The organism is Acinetobacter sp. 197 (genome assembly GCF_048148385.1).
Taxonomy (GTDB): Bacteria; Pseudomonadota; Gammaproteobacteria; order Pseudomonadales; family Moraxellaceae; genus Acinetobacter; species Acinetobacter pecorum.
Genome location: NZ_JAYWZK010000005.1, coordinates 182,623 through 199,413 on the forward strand (window position 1 = coordinate 182,623; position 16,791 = coordinate 199,413).

Consider the following 16,791-nt stretch of genomic DNA (forward strand, 5'->3'; position numbering starts at 1 on the left):
ATAGCAGCCCGAACCCTGCAGACCTATCGCTCAAATTCTTATTACTATCACGTAAACTATTGTTAAATCATAGACAGTTCATCAACAAAACACTAACAGTCGCTAGAATCGTTTATTTCTATACTAAATTTGAAAATAAAAACACATGGAGAATATATATGTTTCGCTGGGCTATTATTTTTGCTGTTATTGCATTAATTGCGAGTCTACTAGGTTTTGGTGGCGTTGCAGGCTTATCTAAGGATTTTGCAATTATCTTGTTGGTAATTGCGGTGATTCTTGCGATCGTTGGTTTTCTTTCTCGCGGCAAAGTCTAGATTTACACTAGACTTGCCCGAGGCAAGTGTGAACTTTCGAAAAAAACAAGAGCCTTTTGGCTCTTGTTTTTTTATGGCTCTATTAATTTATACCAGCTCGGTTTTAAGCTTAAGGTTTTAGATGACGAGGCCTAAATCCCGCTACCAGTAAGGCTGCAAGATAAGCTGCCACACCGACAACACATAAGATCACCACTTCTAAAACACGCATCCATTGCGATACATCTGCGTTATACCAGCTCAGGCCATAGGCTAAAGCGGCAATCATGACGGTATTGGCAAACATAAACTGCAGGAAGATTTTTTTCCAATGTGAGCCAAAGCGGAAAATATGACGTTTATGCAGATAATAATAAAGTAAACCGGCATTGACCATGGCTGAACCCGTTGATGCCAAGGCAAGCGCCATATGCTCTGCTTCCCAATGAATCAGCTTGAAGAAACCGATAAAAATCACGTTCAGAATCGCATTGGCTGCCACGGCTATCAAGCCGATACGTACTGGTGTTCTGGTATCCTGTCTTGCATAAAAACCGGGCGCAAAGACTTTAATCAGCATAAAGGCGATCACACCACCACTCATACATTTTAATGCCAGAGCCGTCATTTGAGTATCTTCAAAGGTGAACTGGCCACGTTCAAACAGGGCCTGAATGATCGGTGTCGAGAGCATAAATAATGCAATGCTGGCAGGAAGACCTGCCATCACAATCACTTTGGCAGCCCAGTCCATCATGCCACGAAATTTTTCCGGATTCTGCTCGGTATGCCGCGCAGATAATGATGGCAGAATTACAGTTCCAATCGCAACACCGATCAGGCCAAGCGGCAATTCGGTCATACGTTCGGCACTGTACAGCCAGGACACCGAACCATCCTGCATGAACGAAGCCCAGATGGTATTTAACAATAGATTAATTTGCGTGACCGATACACCAAATAGTGCCGGCAGCATCAACTTCATGATGCGATCAACACCTTCATGTTTGAAGTCAATTTTGGGAGGAATCAGCAGCTTTTTACGCCACAATTCAGGAATCTGGATCGCCAGCTGTAAAATACCGGCAATAATAACTGACCAGCCCAGTGCCATAATGGGCTCTGCCATATAAGGCGTAAGCCAGACTGCTCCGGCAATCATGGCAACATTTAACAAGACCGGTGCAAATGCCGGTGTGCTAAAAGAGCCATAACTGTTCAGGATACTGCTGGCAAAGGCAGTCAGCGACATGAACAGCAAATAAGGAATGGTCAGGCGAAACATGTCCGTTGCCAGGGCGAATTTTTCAGGATCGCTATGGAAACCCGGTGCATAGATATACATGATCAACGGTGCAGCAATCATCGCGACCATGGTCAGAGCTGTCATCACCGTCGCCAGACAGCCGAATACCCGACTGATCAGAATCTGGACTTCGAAATGAGTACGACTGGTTTTGTATTCGGTCAGTACCGGAATAAAAGCCTGTGAAAATGCGCCTTCGGCAAATAATCGCCTGAAAAAGTTTGGAATACGAAATGCAACTACGAAAGTATCGAAGTCTTTACCAGCACCAAAGACATTCAGTAAAACAATATCTCGAACCAATCCCAGTACGCGTGACAACATGGTCATCGCACTGACAATGACGGTCGAACGCCAAAGCGCCATCCTCTTCACCTAATGTATAAATTTGTGGCTATTGTAATGAAACTTTTGTCAGAAGTTCATTGCTTAATTTCATCCCGCAAGCGAGTTTGAAGTGTTTTTATAATGCTGTAACTGTGTACGAAAATCAGCCCAGTTAAAATACGGCCCCGGATCAGTCTTGCGGCCCGGTGCAATATCTGAATGTCCGGCAATATGCTGCTGGATTTTAGGATAATAATCTTGCAAACAGGCAGTCACTTTGACCAGGGCTTCATACTGTGCGGTTGCAAAAGGTAAATCATCACTGCCTTCCAGCTCGATCCCGATCGAATAATCATTACATTCTTTTTTGCCCAAATAGGTCGAGCGGCCAGCATGCCAGGCACGGTCATTAAAATTGACGAATTGCAGCACCTCTCCCGTTCTTAAAATCAGCAGATGAGTTGAAACCTGCATCCCTTCAATTGTTTGAAAATAAGGATGTACGGACCAGTCCAGCTGATTCTGAAAAAACTGTTCAATATAACCGCCACCAAACTGGGAAGGAGGCAGGCTGATATTATGAATCACCAGCAATTGAATCTCGGTCTGTTGTGGCCGCTGATTAAAATTGGGAGATGGGATTTGACGTGCACCGATTAGTTGCCCGTCCCTGACCTGAAACTCAGCTGCCTGTTGCATAAAACCGTTCTCCCCAAAAAATAAAATCTGCAAGATCAGCATTGCAGCCGGCTTCATGCTAAAACTTTCAAGGACAAATCTCAATTCATCCCGGCAAACTGGATGAAAAATCGCTCATCTTTTATGTAACGGTGCTAAGATAAGGCGCAATTTTTACGGCTTAAAAAGATACGGAAGTAGACATGAGCATATCTCAAGCTTTGCTAGACCAGTCGATTCAAATCAACATCCAACAGGCACTTTCAGAAGATATTGGTGAAGGCGATATTACCGCCCTGCTGACCCCTGAAGACGAACAGGCCACTGCCACCATCATTAGCCGTGAAAACATGGTTTTGGCCGGTCAGCCTTGGGTCAATGCCTTGATTCAGGCCTACGACCCGAGTGTTGAAGTGATCTGGCTGAAAAATGATGGCGATCATGTTCAAGCCAATGAAGTATTTTTAAAACTGGCAGGATCTGCGCGTAGCTTATTGACTGTAGAGCGCCCTGCCCTAAACTTTGTCCAGACACTATCAGCCGTTGCCACTAAAACAGCCCACTATGTCAAACAGTTGCAAGGTCTAAACACCAAGCTGTTAGATACGCGCAAAACCCTTCCGGGTCTGCGTATTGCACAAAAATATGCCGTGGCCATTGGCGGTGGTCAGAATCACCGTTTGGGTCTGTTTGACGCCTTTCTAATTAAAGAAAATCATATTATGGCAGCGGGTGGTATTGCGCAGGCAATTGCCAAGGCTCATCAGATTGCGCCAGGCAAACCGATCGAAGTTGAAGTCGAAACCTGGGATGAGCTGAATCAGGCGCTGGAAGCCCATGCCGATATCGTGATGCTGGATAACTTCAGTCAGCAACAAATGATTGATGCGGTGCAACATGTAGCCGGTCGCTGTAAGCTGGAAGCTTCAGGGAATATTACTATTGAGAATTTACGTGAGGTTGCCAGCACTGGCGTTGATTATATTTCCATGGGCGTGCTGACCAAAGATGTCAAAGCCATTGATCTATCGATGCGTTTTAATGCTGAAGCTTAAATTTGATACGCAATAGGAGAAGGGTGCGAAGCACCCTTTTTTTTATTTTTTAAAATTTTTTGCGCATATTTTGTACAAAAAATATATTGAGGAATGAAGTGATGTCGGATTGTCATCACTTATTATTATTTTGTCCTGCCGGTGTAGAAGTACTATCCTGATTTGCATCATGGGACTTGGACTTATTATTATCACAGGCCGCCAGACCCAGAACTGTACACACTGACAGTGCGATGAACCATATTTTCATATCTCAATCCTCTACGGGTTAGTAGATTTAAAATCATCTTCTGAAACCCAGCGCTACAGTAGACAGGTCCTGTTCAATTTTTGTGAGCTAATGTTGAGGCATAAAAAAACGCATCTTTTAGATGCGTTTTTTAGCTTTAATGAATTACCAGCCTAAAGCTTCTTGCTGTTTTTTCACCAATTCCTGAATCCCTTTCTCGGCCATTTCCAGCATGGCATCCGATTGGGCACGGGTAAATGGTTTGTCTTCTGCAGTGCCTTGAATTTCAATAAATTCGCCTGCCTGCGTCATCACCACATTCAAGTCCGTTTGACAGTTTGAATCTTCTTCATAGCAAAGATCCAGTAATACTTCATCTTTGAAAATACCCACAGAAACTGCAGCCACTAGGCCTTTCAACGGATCATGTTTGATTTTCTTTCTTTCCAGCAATACGTTCATGGCATCGACCAAAGCCACTGCAGCACCGGTAATCGCTGCAGTACGGGTACCGCCATCAGCCTGAATCACGTCACAGTCGATGGTAATGGTATTTTCACCCAGCTTTTTCAGATCAACCATTGAGCGCAGGCTACGACCAATCAGGCGCTGAATTTCCTGGGTACGGCCACTCTGTTTGCCACGTGCCGCTTCACGGTCGCTACGGGTATGAGTTGAACGTGGCAACATGCCATATTCAGCAGTTACCCAGCCTTGGCCCTGACCTTTCAGGAAACGCGGTACAGAACTGTCTACACTGGCAGTACAGAGTACTTTGGTATGACCAAATTCAACCAATACAGAGCCTTCCGCATAACGTGTATAGTTACGGGTAATTTTCACTTCACGTAATTGATCTAATGCTCGTTGGTCGATACGCATAATAAGTCCTGTAGGGGTTCAAAATAATTGCGGCCCAGTATAGCAGAAGCCTTGACCAAGATTAGGCAAGCGGGGCATTCATTTACAAAATCAGTGCATCAGAGCGGGAGGAAATATCAAAATTCTGCCGACCTGTGACGCTACGATTTGACTTGATTTTTGCTAGACTAAAATACCCCTTAAGGGAAGCCAGTGGCAGGAAACCCATTTATGTCCTTACGTGAAGATCGCAAGCAGCAAAGTCATCAGGCACTACTTGATGCGACACTGGCATTCAGCAGTCAGGGACGCGCTTTCAGCACGATCAGTTTGCGGGAAGTCGCACATGCTGTTGGACTGGTACCCGCGGCGTTTTATCGGCATTTTCAGGATATGGACCAGCTCGGTCTGGAATTGCTGGATCAGGTGGCGATGCACATCAAAGGGGTACTTCATCAATTGGGACAGGCTTATCTGTATCAGCCAAATACCCGGACCCGAACCGGGCTGGAACTGTTTTTTCAGGCCGTCGAATACCATCCTGAATCCTGGATTTTTTTTGTGGCAGAACGCTGGGGTGGCTCGGATGTGTTACGTACCGGAATTGAACGGGAAATTCATTTTCTGGCCGAAGATGTCATGCATGAACTTGCCAAGATGCAAACCACCCGGCATATCCAGACCCCACAGGACTTGCAGGCTCTGGCACAAATGCTGATTGAACTGTCCCTGAACTGGGCCATGGGCTGGATTCATCTGCAGCATCAGGCTGATCCCGAGCTGCGCCAAGTCCAATCCAATGTCTTTAAAAGCCAAAGCGTGCTACAGATGCAGCTCTTGCTGCGTGGGGTTTTACACTGGTATCGGAGTCCTGCCGAAACAGCACCTCCCCCAACCCATGAAATGGTCACTCCCCCGACCTAAACAAAAAACCCACATAGGATGCAGGTTTTTGGCTGGTCTTCAGCTTAACATTATTTGGCTTTACGCTCTTTTTCGACCAGATAATTCACGACCTGAATGACTTTGGCACCATCCCCCTGCACAATATATTTACCATTCACGGTGACTGCCGGAACACCACTTAACTGATATTGGGCAGCCAGATTTTTGGCTTGGGCAATTTTCGAAGTGATCGGGAAAGATTTATAGGTGCTGTTAAATTTCGCTTCAGGAATACCATAGCGGGTATAGAATTTGGCCAGCTGTGCCTGTTCTAAAATTGGACGCTGTTTGTCATGAATATCATGGAATAGCTGTAAATGTGCTTTTTGACGCACCCCCAATGCTTCAGATACATAATAAGCTCGCGCTGCCTGTTCCCAAAGTGGGTTCATCGCAGCCGGTGTACGTACAAAACGTACATCTTTTGGTAATTTCTTTAACCAGCTCTGCATATGTGGTTCAAGCGAGAAACAGTGACCACAGCCGTACCAGAAGAATTCACGCACTTCAATTTTGCCTGGTTTTTCGACTTTGACTGGTTTTGCAACCACCTGATAGTCCTGACCTGCCACAAAATTGGCCATAGCATTGCCTGAAACGGCCAAAACAGATGCGGCAACAGCGCCTAAAAGGAATTTTTTCATTCGGATTATCGTCCTCTAAATCATTATGCTTAAGTTTATGTGTTCAATATAAATCAATTATGCCGGTTTCGTTTTCATTCTGTGAACTTTTTTGCTGCTTTTATCGCTTTTTCTGCCAGAATCGCTACACTAAACCATCGAACTGATTTTCAAGGTTTTACATCAGTTTCCCTGGCCTTTCGGCACGTACATATTTTTAGCTAATCATGACTGATTGAGGTGACACCAATGTCGCAATTGAATGTTGATCCACAAGAAATTGCCAAATTTGAAGCATTTGCAGCTATATGGTGGGATCAGCATTCCGAGTTCCGCCCCTTGCACATGATTAATCCACTACGTTTAAACTGGATTGATGAACATGCCGGTGGTCTGAGTGGTAAAAAAGTGCTGGATGTCGGCTGTGGTGGCGGGATTCTGGCCGAAAGCATGGCACGTCGGGGTGCTGATGTACTCGGGATTGATATGGGCGCAGCGCCTCTGAATGTGGCACGCATCCATGCCGAACAAGAAGGTGTCAGCAATATCGAATACCGACAGGTGCCGGTCGAGCAACTGGCAGACGAACAGGCTGGTCAATATGACATCGTGACCTGCATGGAAATGCTGGAACATGTGCCAGATCCAGCATCGATTATTCAGGCCTGTTACAAGCTGGTCAAGCCAGGCGGTCATGTGTTTTTCTCGACCATTAACCGTAATCCGAAGTCCTATTTATTTGCCATTATCGGGGCAGAATATGTGTTGCGGATGTTGGCCAAAGGCACCCACGATTACAGCAAATTTATCAAGCCGTCCGAACTGGCGCATGATATTCGTAATGCCGGTTTAAAACTCAAAGATATGACCGGCCTGCACTATAATCCATTGACCAAGCATTATTGGCTGGCAGCGAATGTAGATGTAAATTATATGGTCTATACCGTGAAAGAGAATGCAGCAGAGCCCACAGAATGAAAGCAGTTTTATTTGATCTCGATGGTACCCTCATTGATACTGCGGCCGATTTTGTCCGGATTATCCAGCAGATGTGCCGTGAAGAAGGCCGCGCACTGGTTGAACCCGAGCTGATCCGTACCCAGGTTTCTGAAGGTGCACGCGCCATGGTGAAACTGGTCTATCCGGAACTGCAACTGGAAGATCCGGTATTTTTAGCCCATCGTCAGCGTTTTCTGGATATGTACGGTGCCGATATTGCGGTCGATACCGATCTGTTTGATGGTATGTATCCCTTGCTGGAACAGCTGGAAGCACAAGATATTCCGTGGGGCATCGTCACCAATAAACCGCGCTGGCTCAGTGAGGCTTTACTGAAAGCACTGAATTTAACTGAACGCTGTGCTGTACTGGTTTGCCCGGAAGATGTGACACGCACTAAACCTGATCCTGAACCGATGTATCTGGCAGCCAAACAGCTCGGGTTTGCTGCAGAAGACTGTATCTATGTCGGTGATCATCCGCGTGATATTGATGCAGGGCGTCATGCCAAGATGACCACCATTCTGGCAGCTTATGGTTATTTACCACTGCAATACAAAGATAACTTAACAGCCTGGCAAGCCGACTATATAGTGGATACAGTTGCAGAATTACAGCGGCTGATTCAGAAACTGCTCGTGCAACAGCAAACTGCGGTATCTTGAAAGCTTAAAACCAAACAATAAGAAATAAGGAGGTAGATAATGAAATATTCAGAATATCAACCTCGCCCCGATCTGCTCAAGGATCGTATTATCCTGATCACGGGTGCGGGCGATGGCATCGGGCGTGCAGCAGCAATCAGTTATGCCTTGCATGGTGCAACAGTGGTGTTGCATGGACGTACCTTGAATAAACTGGAAGTCATCTATGATGAAATTGAAAGTTTAGGGGCACCGCAACCTGCCATCTTGCCGTTACAGCTCTCTAGCGCCTCGGAACGGGATTATGAACTTCTGCTCGATACCCTAGACCGTCAGTTTGGCCGTCTGGACGGAATTCTGCATAATGCCGGTATTTTGGGTGACCGAGTTCCCCTGGCGGATTACCCGGTCAATGTCTGGGATGATGTGATGGCAGTTAATCTGCGTGCCCCTTTTGTCATGACCCAAGCGCTGTTACCGCTATTATCCAAATCTGAACATGCTTCCGTCGTATTTGCCAGTTCAGGTGTAGGCCGTGAAGCCCGCGAACGCTGGGGTGCTTATTCCGTATCGAAAATTGCCATTGAAGCAGTAAGCCAGTTATTTGCCAAAGAGCAGGTACACCCCAATATCCGTTATAACTGTATCAATCCTGGGGCAACGCGTACCGCCATGCGCGCCAAGGCCTATCCGGATGAAGATCCAAAAGTTTTACCGACTCCCGATTCAATTATGCCGGCTTATCTGTATTTGATGGGCGATGACAGCCTGCATATGAATGGTCAAAGTATTGATGCGCAGGATTAACCTTCTTTTTATTTTATTCAGGGAGCAATTGCTCCCTTTTCTATGCTTTCAGGCTTTATATGACGCATAAATCGGGAATGACTCTCGCCGGATCGCATTGAATTTCACTAAAATCCCCGCATACTAAGCCTCACTACATTGAACAAGAGTGCATCATGACTGAGTTAAACAATATTACGGTGACCCATTTAGACGATGGCATGGTCTCGCTGCTGATTGATCAACAGCCTATTTCTGAAAAATATGACACCAAGTTTGAAGCCAGTATTGTAGATGACATCAAAGCACTCGAAAATGCCCAGAAACTCAAACTGTTCGAGCAGTTTGTATTTTCACATCATGATCTGAATTTTGAACACGCCTATTATTATGTGACTGGAATTGAAAAATTAGACGATTGTTATCATCTGGCCAAGCATTTTGTTTATCGCATTAAGATTGAAGGACAACCAGAAATCGAGCATGTCATCAGCAATCAGGGCAAAGCCATGACAGCCGAGGATGTACGTGCCTTTATTCAGGCGCATGTACAGAAATCACTAACGGATTATACTGACCTGAACTACGCTTATTAAAAGCCAAGCAATTTATATAGAGAGTACTTTTTAAAAGTGCTCTTTTTTTAGCTGATTTTTTAAAAAAAGAGTTTATTAATCGAATTTTCGCATCATTTTTATAAAATTATACGGTTTTCCAAATAAATCTATATGAACTATGCTTCTTATATCGCCAGATAGATCAGACAGGAGTACAGCATGGCTGACCAGAAACGAAAAATTGAAACAATTCATCAGATTGAACAATTACAATTATCACAGGCCCTGATTGTGGCATTAGATGATGCCCTGCAAGCGGAATCAGTCGCTGAAGCGATTCACTCCTTACAGGGTCTAGCAGAACAATGGAATTAATCTTGAGATAAACCGATAAAATTTTCTGCCATTTCAGTAGAGGATTGATTATTTTACGAGTGATTCAATGCTGCTTTTTTGAACAAAATCATCGATTTTAGCTTGCATGTTTGCCCTCGCTTTGATCAGATAAGAACATAGCTCTTTATACCGAGCCTTATGATCAAGACCGCAGTCTGATATTATAACATCATCATAATATCTCTGCATTTGTTATAAAACTTGTGCCTGTTCTTCACAGTTTCTCTGCAATTTTTCCGTACATTAGGTACTGTAGAAAGTGAACAATTTAATGAGGGTTCAACATGAAAAAGGTTTTGATGGCACTGGCAATTTCTTGCAGTACATTCATGCTGAGCAATGTCGTCATCGCTGCCCCTCATTTCAATGATGATTCGCATTATGGCGCAGACAAGAAAAAAGGCCGCGAGTTCCGCGAGGCTCCTCAAGAGCAGCAGGATAACCGTCGTATGCGGGAAGAACGCGGAGTGAAACGTCTACAACAGCTCAGATGGCAGCCAGGTTATGTAATGCCGCAGCATTATCGTGGTAATGGCTATAAAGTCGAATACAAAGATCATCGCCTGCCTCGACCTGATCGCAAGCAGCAATGGTACAAAGTCAATAACGACTATATTCTGGTCGATTCAGAAAATAACAATATTATCCGTATTGTTGGTGACTAAATTACATCTCATGCTCTAGGCCCAACATTGTTTGGGCCTTTTTTATTTAGGTGACTGATTTTTCCAATTGCCTATGATTACGCTGTCCTGTGCTTATCTAGCTCTAGCGCAACCATCTTCTAAATTTCTTCACGAATTTAACATTTTAACTAAATAGCCCTCATGCTTTCTATGCACTTGTTCGCTAATTTAGTCTCATCGAAATTAGATTTACATTTTTAGGTGAGAGCCATGAAAAAAGTTTTAACTACAGTTACGTTATCTCTCAGTGCTTTGTTAGCTACTTCTGCAATGGCAGCACCACAGCATGACTCACGTTATGACCATAATCCGCATAAATCGGCACCACACTGGGATGCCAAAGATAGTAAAAAATGGAATGATGACCGCCGTCATAACAACCGTGTAGTCAATCCAAGCCGTGACTGGCGCGTAGGGCAAACTTTACCACGTCAATACGACAACAAACGTTTTGAAGTGAGTGATCGTGAAGCACGTCGTCTACCGAATACCGGCCGTTTCCAGCAGTGGTATAAAGTCAACAATGACTATGTTCTGGTGAATGAGCGTACCAATAAAATCGTACGGATCATGAACTAATCTTTCTCCATTACTGCTCGTCTTGCAGACACCTGAAGTTCCCCTTCAGGTGTTTTTTTATATCTGTACTTCCACTTGCGTTTTTTTTCATTAGAATCAAAGTTGGATCTCATCATTGAAATAGGCTCAGGCATGACTTCGGCAGACACGTCACAAAGCACAACACTGCAATATGTGCACTGGTTTCGCAATTCTGCGCCTTATATCAATGCGCACCGCAACAAAACCTTTGTGATCATGTTTGATGGTGAAGCCGTTTTAAATGACAACTTTCAGCATATTATTCATGATATTGCCTTGTTGCATTCATTGGGGATTCGGCTGATTCTGGTATATGGCGCTCGTCCGCAAATTAACCAGAATCTGGCCCAAAACCAGATTACCACGCCTTTTTACCAGCAGCGTCGGGTCACCACACGTGAATCTTTAAGCTGCGTGATGAGTGCTGTCGGCTCAATCCGTCTGCAAATTGAAGCACTGCTGTCGATGGGACTGGCCAATTCACCCATGTATGGTGCCCGCATTGATACCGTTTCGGGGAATTTTGTCACTGCCAAGCCTTATGGCATTCGTGATGGTATTGATTTTCAACTGACCGGGGAAGTCCGTGCGATCGATACCGATGCGATTCAGCGCCATTTGGACAATCATAATATTGTGGTACTTGGCCCGACGGGTTATTCCACCACCGGAGAAGTCTTTAATCTGCTTGCTGAAGAGGTCGCGACCAAAACTGCAATTCGGCTCAAGGCAGATAAACTGATTTTTCTGGGCAAGCAGCATGGTTTGATAGATCGTAACGGCCAGCTCAAACGGGAAGTCACGCCGCAACAATTGAATGACTATATTCCGCTGCAAGATGCACCTGAAAGAGGATTACAGCTAAAAGCCGCACAAGAAGCCTCCATGAACGGCGTCCATCGGGTGCACCTGATTTCTTATGCCTATGATGGTGCCCTGCTGGAAGAACTGTTCACCCGGGATGGTTCCGGTACTCTGGTCACCGATGCACATTATGAAGAAGTGCGTATGGCCGATATTCAGGATGTCGGTGGCCTGATCAGTCTGCTACGTCCATTGGAAGAAGAAGGCATTCTAGTCTATCGTTCCCGGGAACGTCTGGAAAATGAAATCAACCAGTTTGCTGTAATCGAACGGGACGGCATGATTCTGGCCTGTGCCGCCCTTTATCCGATTCCGACAACAGGGGATGAATTGCGTTCTGCAGAAATTGCCTGTGTTGCGGTCCATCCAAGTTATCGCCAGTCCAATCGGGGTAGCCAGATCCTGCATTATCTTGAAGAAAAAGCCAAAAGCATGCAGATTCAGCAACTGTTTATTCTAACCACGCGCACCGCGCACTGGTTTCTGGAACAGGGCTTTGAACCGGCTTCAGTCGATGATCTGCCGGATGCCCGTCAGGCTTTTTATAATTATCAACGCAATTCCATTGTTTGCAAAAAGTCACTTTAAAGTGACTTTTTCTTTTGGTGCCTTAGCTTAATTTCAGATAAAGATATCTTGTAATTTTGATTTAGTTGTTAAGATTGTATTGCTGCTTTTCAGATAAACATATCAACATATTTAACTTAAAAATATAATTATATATTTCAAAATCTTAATTAACTTAAATAGTAAATATTCATTTTTATATAAATCACTTTTTCGCATAAGTTTTGCGCTTTTTTATTTATCTTTTTTCTTCATTAGAAATTCCTGAATAGTTATTTTTTTAGAAAAACAAAAACGATTAGCGTGTCCCTAAGTTTTCATTCACTAGTTTGTCATTTTCGGGAGTTTTGATTCATGCGCCAATCTCATGTTCAGTTTTTAACCAAGACTGTGGTACTCGGTACTGCGATGGCGGGTGTCATGATGCTTTCAGGCTGCTCGAAAAAGGAAGATACCCTTACCCTGAATATCGGTTTTCAAAAATACGGCGTATTACCGATTTTAAAAGAACGCGGCACGCTGGAAACGACCTTGAAGCAACAAGGGATCAATGTGAAATGGGTAGAATTTCCTGCTGGTCCGCAACTGCTTGAGGGACTGAACGTTGGCAGCGTCTCTTTTGGTGAAGCCGGTGAAGCACCGCCGATTTTTGCTCAGGCGGCCAACTCAAATCTGGTCTATGTGGCCAATCAGCCGCAAGCACCTAAAGCCGAAGCCTTAATTGTACCGAAAGATTCACCAATCCAGTCCATTCAGGATCTGAAAGGCAAACGGGTGGCCCTGAACAAAGGTTCAAATGTGCATTACTTACTGTTAAAAGTTCTGGAAGCCAAGCAGCTTGGCCTTGATGATATCGAAGTAATTTATTTACCCCCTTCCGATGCACGTGCTGCATTTGAACGTGGTGCAGTCGATGCCTGGGTGATCTGGGATCCGTTTTTTGCAGCTGCTGAACATCAGATTGGTGCGCGTGTCATTGCCAGTGGTGAAAATGTGGTGAGCAACCACCAGTTCTATCTGGCAGATCGCAAGTTCGCAGAAAGCCATCCTCAGGTGGTACAGGCAGTTGTCAATGAATTGAACCTGACCACGGACTGGGTGGCAAAAAATCAGGATGCTGCTGCTCAGCTCCTGCAAAAACCGACAGGTCTGGCCGTCGATGTCTTAAAAACCTCTATTTCACGCATGGGCTTCGGTGTTAAACCCCTCACGACTGACGTGATTCAAAAACAGCAACAGGTCGCCGATGCGTTTTATGCGCAGCAGCTAATTCCACAAAAGCTGAATATTGATGCAGCAATTATTAAATAACAGCAGAATACTTCGAGAATAAAAATGAGTCATTTAAAAACAGTTTCTTATATCAGCTTAGCGTTATTGAGCTTTAGTCTGACTGGCTGCCAGAAACAGGAACCACAGCAAACAGCTGCTGCAGAAACCAAAGCAGCACAACAGGTACAAAGCATTGCGGTTGGCTTTCAGAAATCAGCCTTGAATCTGCTGGTAGCACGCAATGAAAAACTGTTAGAACAACAATTTCCCAATGCCAAAATTGAGTGGAAAGAGTTTCCGGCGGGCCCACAAATGCTGGAAGCACTGGCAGTCGGTGCAGTGGATTATGGCTATGTAGGGAATACCCCACCCATTTTTGCACAGGCTGCAGACAAAGCCCTGAGCTATGTGGCCTTTGAAAAAGTGGCTGGAAACTCTTTGGCCGTGGTCGTGCCGAAAGACAGTGCCATCCAGACGATTCAACAGTTGAAAGGAAAACGGATCGCGGTGCAGAAAGGTTCAAGTGCCCATGAACTTCTGGCCAAAACTCTGGAAAAAGCCGGCTTAAGCTGGTCAGAGATTCAAGCCGTCTGGCTTCCACCCGCGGATGCACGTGCTGCTTTTGACAAAAAAGCCATTGATGCCTGGGCAATCTGGGATCCCTTCCTAGGCGCAGCCGAGTTCGACAGCCAGGTTAAGCTGCTGATTGAATCCAGTGACTTTCCGCAAACCTACTCCTTTTATATCGGTAATCCCGAATTTATTCAGAAGCATCCGGATAGTCCCGGGAAGTTTATTCAGGCTTTAAATGCCTCTGACCAGTGGATTCTTAAAAACCAGGCTGTAGCCCTAGATATTTATCAGAAAAGTACCGGTCTGAAACCAGAAGTGGCAAAGCTTGCATTTGAGCGTCGTCTTAAACCTTCGCCGGTTCAGCCTTTAACGACGGAAGTGATCAAAGCCCAACAGAATATTGCCAATCTCTTCCAGCAGGTTCAACTGATTCCCAAAACCATCAGCGTCCAGCAACAGATCTGGTCGCCAGCAGCCACACATTAATTAGCAAACAAGATGATTTAATTTAAGGAATATCACATGAAAATTTTCTGGTTTATCCCCACTCATGGCGACAGTCGTTACTTAGGCACCAGCAAGGGCGCACGTGTTGTAGATCATGCCTACATGAAGCAGATTGCCGTTGCGGTAGATAACTTAGGTTATGAAGGTGTCCTGATTCCAACCGGCCGTTCTTGTGAAGATCCATGGTTAACTGCAGCCAGCCTGATTGACGCGACCAAAAAATTAAAATTTCTGGTGGCCCTGCGTCCGGGCGTGACCACCCCGGCACTGGCTGCACGCATGGCTGCAACCTTTGACCGTTTATCCAATGGCCGGGTGCTGCTGAATCTGGTGACTGGCGGTGACGAGCAGGAGCTAAAAGGTGACGGCGTCTATGAAGATCACACAACCCGCTATAAAACGGCGACCGAATACACCACCATCTGGCGTGAAATTTTAAAACGTTCACATACTGGGGAAAGCTTTAGCTTCCATGGCGAACGCTTAAGTGTCGATGAGGCAAAATTGCTGTATCCACCAATCCAGCAGCCACATCCGCCTTTATGGTTTGGCGGTTCATCGGATGATGCCATTGAACTGGCCACGGATCAGGTCGACACTTACCTGACCTGGGGCGAGCCACCGGCCGCAGTCAAAGAAAAAATTGCAGTGGTAAAAGCCAAGGCTGCAGCTAAAGGTCGTGAACTGAATTACGGGATCCGTTTACACGTGATCGTACGCGAAACCAATGAGCAGGCCTGGGCGGCGGCTGAAGAACTGATTCAATATGTGGATGATGCCACTATCGCTGCAGCTCAAGCTAAATTCAAATCCATGGACTCGGTCGGTCAGCGCCGTATGGCAGAACTGCATAACGGCGACCGTAGCAAACTCGAAGTTTCTCCGAACCTATGGGCAGGTGTAGGTCTGGTTCGTGGTGGTGCAGGTACGGCACTGGTCGGCGATCCGGAAACTGTCGCTGCACGTATCCAGGAATATGCCGATCTGGGGATCAGCACCTTTATTTTCTCAGGCTATCCACATCTGGAAGAATCAATCCGTTTTGCCGAACTGGTATTCCCTTTACTTCCACTGGAAACCCAGCAAAAACTCACTCAACCAAACTTGACCGGTCCATTTGGTGAAATCGTGGCGAACAACTACACACCGGACGAAAACAAGCAGGCTGAGAAAATTCAGGAGTCTGCTTAATGTCAAAAGTCGTTTCCGTTGGAACCCTGGCCCAAAAGCCGGTTTCACGTGGAACAATTCTGGGGCAGCACCTGCTGCCCTGGCTGGTTCCAATTTTCTTGATTGCAGTTTGGCAAATTGCCTCTAGCACAGGCCTGCTGGAAAGCCGGATTCTGCCTGCACCAAGTGCCGTGGTTTTAGCCTTCTGGAATTTATTGCTCAGCGGTGAACTGTGGACGCATGTGCAAGTCAGTGCAGGACGTGCCATCAGCGGATTATTGGTGGGTGGTGGTTTGGGTCTATTACTGGGACTGTTAAATGGCTCATCCAGAACTGCCTCTACCCTGCTCGATACGACCTTGCAGATGATCCGCAATATTCCTGCACTGGCACTCATTCCCCTAGTGATCTTATGGTTCGGGATTGATGAATCCGCCAAATTGTTCTTGGTGGCGATTGGGGTATTTTTCCCAATTTATATCAATACTTATCACGGCATCCGCTCGGTTGATCCACAGTTAATCGAGATGGGAAAAAGCTATGGTTTAACTCGCTGGCAGCTATATAGAGAAATTATTCTGCCGGGTGCGATGCCATCAATTCTGGTCGGCCTGCGTTTTTCTCTGGGTCTGGTCTGGGTACTGTTAATTGTTGCTGAAACTATTTCTGCCCAGTCCGGTATTGGTTATATGACCATGAATGCACGTGAATTCTTGCAAACCGATGTGGTTCTGGTAGGTATTTTACTGTATGCCCTGCTGGGTAAACTGGCCGATGTCCTGGCAGTAGCTTTAGAACGATTCCTGCTGCGCTGGCATGCTGGGTATCAAAAATAAAGAATAAATAAGGA

At 45.5% G+C, this 16,791-nt stretch carries 20 protein-coding genes; 15 read left to right on the forward strand and 5 right to left on the reverse strand.

Annotation, left to right across the window (positions count from 1 at the left end):
• Window positions 1-158: 158 nt before the first annotated feature.
• Window positions 159-317 (forward strand): DUF1328 domain-containing protein, encoded by a 159-nt coding sequence (locus tag VXQ11_RS07110; RefSeq protein ID WP_004647174.1) that lies wholly within the window; start codon window positions 159-161, stop codon window positions 315-317.
• A 109-nt stretch (window positions 318-426) separates the two neighbouring features.
• On the opposite strand, the gene murJ is transcribed toward VXQ11_RS07110, so the two are convergent.
• Together murJ and ampD are read right to left on the reverse strand one after the other, a co-directional pair.
• Window positions 427-1,977 carry a murein biosynthesis integral membrane protein MurJ gene (gene murJ / locus VXQ11_RS07115; protein WP_416705732.1) on the reverse strand — a complete coding sequence of 517 codons (1,551 nt, stop codon included), beginning with the start codon at window positions 1,975-1,977 and terminating at the stop codon, window positions 427-429.
• 60 nt (window positions 1,978-2,037) lie between these two features.
• A complete protein-coding gene (gene ampD, locus VXQ11_RS07120) occupies window positions 2,038-2,628 on the reverse strand; it encodes a 1,6-anhydro-N-acetylmuramyl-L-alanine amidase AmpD (protein WP_064095181.1) in 591 nt (196 codons plus the stop codon).
• Window positions 2,629-2,810: 182 nt separating this feature from the next.
• Between ampD and nadC the strand changes: the two genes are divergently transcribed.
• Window positions 2,811-3,662 carry a carboxylating nicotinate-nucleotide diphosphorylase gene (gene nadC, locus VXQ11_RS07125; RefSeq protein WP_416705733.1) on the forward strand — a complete coding sequence of 284 codons (852 nt, stop codon included), beginning with the start codon at window positions 2,811-2,813 and terminating at the stop codon, window positions 3,660-3,662.
• A 115-nt stretch (window positions 3,663-3,777) separates the two neighbouring features.
• On the opposite strand, the gene VXQ11_RS07130 is transcribed toward nadC, so the two are convergent.
• Together VXQ11_RS07130 and rph are read right to left on the reverse strand one after the other, a co-directional pair.
• Window positions 3,778-3,912 carry a hypothetical protein gene (locus VXQ11_RS07130; protein ID WP_263600642.1) on the reverse strand — a complete coding sequence of 45 codons (135 nt, stop codon included), beginning with the start codon at window positions 3,910-3,912 and terminating at the stop codon, window positions 3,778-3,780.
• A 144-nt stretch (window positions 3,913-4,056) separates the two neighbouring features.
• Window positions 4,057-4,773: a ribonuclease PH gene (gene rph / locus VXQ11_RS07135; RefSeq protein ID WP_005261502.1), complete on the reverse strand. Its 717-nt coding sequence runs from the start codon at window positions 4,771-4,773 to the stop codon at window positions 4,057-4,059.
• Between the two features lie 210 nt (window positions 4,774-4,983).
• Between rph and VXQ11_RS07140 the strand changes: the two genes are divergently transcribed.
• Window positions 4,984-5,676, forward strand: a complete 693-nt coding sequence (locus VXQ11_RS07140; RefSeq protein WP_064095136.1) for a TetR family transcriptional regulator — start codon at window positions 4,984-4,986, stop codon at window positions 5,674-5,676.
• A 50-nt stretch (window positions 5,677-5,726) separates the two neighbouring features.
• Here VXQ11_RS07140 and VXQ11_RS07145 read toward each other — a convergent pair whose 3' ends face one another.
• Entirely contained in the window at window positions 5,727-6,341 is a 615-nt protein-coding gene (locus VXQ11_RS07145) for a thiol:disulfide interchange protein DsbA/DsbL (RefSeq protein WP_064102568.1), read from the reverse strand.
• A 228-nt stretch (window positions 6,342-6,569) separates the two neighbouring features.
• Between VXQ11_RS07145 and ubiG the strand changes: the two genes are divergently transcribed.
• From ubiG to ssuC, 12 genes are all read left to right on the forward strand, one after another.
• Window positions 6,570-7,298: a bifunctional 2-polyprenyl-6-hydroxyphenol methylase/3-demethylubiquinol 3-O-methyltransferase UbiG gene (gene ubiG / locus VXQ11_RS07150; protein WP_064102567.1), complete on the forward strand. Its 729-nt coding sequence runs from the start codon at window positions 6,570-6,572 to the stop codon at window positions 7,296-7,298.
• Window positions 7,295-7,984, forward strand: coding sequence for an HAD family hydrolase (locus tag VXQ11_RS07155; protein WP_416705734.1), 690 nt, complete (start codon window positions 7,295-7,297; stop codon window positions 7,982-7,984). Before ubiG ends, VXQ11_RS07155 begins: the two co-directional genes overlap by 4 nt.
• A gap of 39 nt (window positions 7,985-8,023) precedes the next feature.
• Window positions 8,024-8,770, forward strand: a complete 747-nt coding sequence (locus VXQ11_RS07160) for a YciK family oxidoreductase (RefSeq protein ID WP_064102565.1) — start codon at window positions 8,024-8,026, stop codon at window positions 8,768-8,770.
• A 155-nt stretch (window positions 8,771-8,925) separates the two neighbouring features.
• A complete protein-coding gene (locus VXQ11_RS07165; protein WP_416681585.1) occupies window positions 8,926-9,345 on the forward strand; it encodes a hypothetical protein in 420 nt (139 codons plus the stop codon).
• A gap of 180 nt (window positions 9,346-9,525) precedes the next feature.
• Window positions 9,526-9,681: a hypothetical protein gene (locus VXQ11_RS07170; RefSeq protein ID WP_171255305.1), complete on the forward strand. Its 156-nt coding sequence runs from the start codon at window positions 9,526-9,528 to the stop codon at window positions 9,679-9,681.
• 305 nt (window positions 9,682-9,986) lie between these two features.
• Entirely contained in the window at window positions 9,987-10,367 is a 381-nt protein-coding gene (locus VXQ11_RS07175; RefSeq protein ID WP_064095142.1) for an RcnB family protein, read from the forward strand.
• Window positions 10,368-10,598: 231 nt separating this feature from the next.
• Complete coding sequence (locus tag VXQ11_RS07180; RefSeq protein ID WP_416705735.1) at window positions 10,599-10,967, forward strand: RcnB family protein; 369 nt, start codon at window positions 10,599-10,601, stop codon at window positions 10,965-10,967.
• Between the two features lie 132 nt (window positions 10,968-11,099).
• A complete protein-coding gene (argA, locus tag VXQ11_RS07185) occupies window positions 11,100-12,440 on the forward strand; it encodes an amino-acid N-acetyltransferase (protein ID WP_416681588.1) in 1,341 nt (446 codons plus the stop codon).
• Window positions 12,441-12,773: 333 nt separating this feature from the next.
• The gene (locus VXQ11_RS07190; RefSeq protein WP_416705736.1) at window positions 12,774-13,730 is read left to right on the forward strand and encodes a sulfonate ABC transporter substrate-binding protein; all 957 of its coding nucleotides are present in this window, start codon (window positions 12,774-12,776) and stop codon (window positions 13,728-13,730) included.
• A gap of 24 nt (window positions 13,731-13,754) precedes the next feature.
• The gene (locus VXQ11_RS07195; protein WP_416705737.1) at window positions 13,755-14,750 is read left to right on the forward strand and encodes an aliphatic sulfonate ABC transporter substrate-binding protein; all 996 of its coding nucleotides are present in this window, start codon (window positions 13,755-13,757) and stop codon (window positions 14,748-14,750) included.
• Between the two features lie 36 nt (window positions 14,751-14,786).
• Window positions 14,787-15,962 (forward strand): FMNH2-dependent alkanesulfonate monooxygenase, encoded by a 1,176-nt coding sequence (gene ssuD / locus VXQ11_RS07200; protein WP_064102560.1) that lies wholly within the window; start codon window positions 14,787-14,789, stop codon window positions 15,960-15,962.
• Entirely contained in the window at window positions 15,962-16,777 is an 816-nt protein-coding gene (gene ssuC, locus VXQ11_RS07205; RefSeq protein WP_416705738.1) for an aliphatic sulfonate ABC transporter permease SsuC, read from the forward strand. The genes ssuD and ssuC overlap by 1 nt, the downstream gene beginning before the upstream one ends.
• Window positions 16,778-16,791: the final 14 nt, after the last annotated feature.

Bases quoted from the DNA above. Each gene is read 5' to 3' on its own strand.
- rph (WP_005261502.1), bottom strand. From the start codon at position 4,773: ATGCGTATCGACCAACGAGCATTAGATCAATTACGTGAAGTGAAAATT.
- VXQ11_RS07145 (WP_064102568.1), bottom strand. From the start codon at position 6,341: ATGAAAAAATTCCTTTTAGGCGCTGTTGCCGCATCTGTTTTGGCCGTT.
- VXQ11_RS07140 (WP_064095136.1), top strand. From the start codon at position 4,984: ATGTCCTTACGTGAAGATCGCAAGCAGCAAAGTCATCAGGCACTACTT.
- VXQ11_RS07175 (WP_064095142.1), top strand. From the start codon at position 9,987: ATGAAAAAGGTTTTGATGGCACTGGCAATTTCTTGCAGTACATTCATG.
- VXQ11_RS07170 (WP_171255305.1), top strand. From the start codon at position 9,526: ATGGCTGACCAGAAACGAAAAATTGAAACAATTCATCAGATTGAACAA.
- VXQ11_RS07180 (WP_416705735.1), top strand. From the start codon at position 10,599: ATGAAAAAAGTTTTAACTACAGTTACGTTATCTCTCAGTGCTTTGTTA.
- nadC (WP_416705733.1), top strand. From the start codon at position 2,811: ATGAGCATATCTCAAGCTTTGCTAGACCAGTCGATTCAAATCAACATC.
- VXQ11_RS07190 (WP_416705736.1), top strand. From the start codon at position 12,774: ATGCGCCAATCTCATGTTCAGTTTTTAACCAAGACTGTGGTACTCGGT.
- VXQ11_RS07160 (WP_064102565.1), top strand. From the start codon at position 8,024: ATGAAATATTCAGAATATCAACCTCGCCCCGATCTGCTCAAGGATCGT.
- VXQ11_RS07165 (WP_416681585.1), top strand. From the start codon at position 8,926: ATGACTGAGTTAAACAATATTACGGTGACCCATTTAGACGATGGCATG.
- VXQ11_RS07110 (WP_004647174.1), top strand. From the start codon at position 159: ATGTTTCGCTGGGCTATTATTTTTGCTGTTATTGCATTAATTGCGAGT.
- argA (WP_416681588.1), top strand. From the start codon at position 11,100: ATGACTTCGGCAGACACGTCACAAAGCACAACACTGCAATATGTGCAC.
- VXQ11_RS07155 (WP_416705734.1), top strand. From the start codon at position 7,295: ATGAAAGCAGTTTTATTTGATCTCGATGGTACCCTCATTGATACTGCG.
- ubiG (WP_064102567.1), top strand. From the start codon at position 6,570: ATGTCGCAATTGAATGTTGATCCACAAGAAATTGCCAAATTTGAAGCA.
- ssuD (WP_064102560.1), top strand. From the start codon at position 14,787: ATGAAAATTTTCTGGTTTATCCCCACTCATGGCGACAGTCGTTACTTA.
- ssuC (WP_416705738.1), top strand. From the start codon at position 15,962: ATGTCAAAAGTCGTTTCCGTTGGAACCCTGGCCCAAAAGCCGGTTTCA.
- VXQ11_RS07195 (WP_416705737.1), top strand. From the start codon at position 13,755: ATGAGTCATTTAAAAACAGTTTCTTATATCAGCTTAGCGTTATTGAGC.
- VXQ11_RS07130 (WP_263600642.1), bottom strand. From the start codon at position 3,912: ATGAAAATATGGTTCATCGCACTGTCAGTGTGTACAGTTCTGGGTCTG.
- ampD (WP_064095181.1), bottom strand. From the start codon at position 2,628: ATGCAACAGGCAGCTGAGTTTCAGGTCAGGGACGGGCAACTAATCGGT.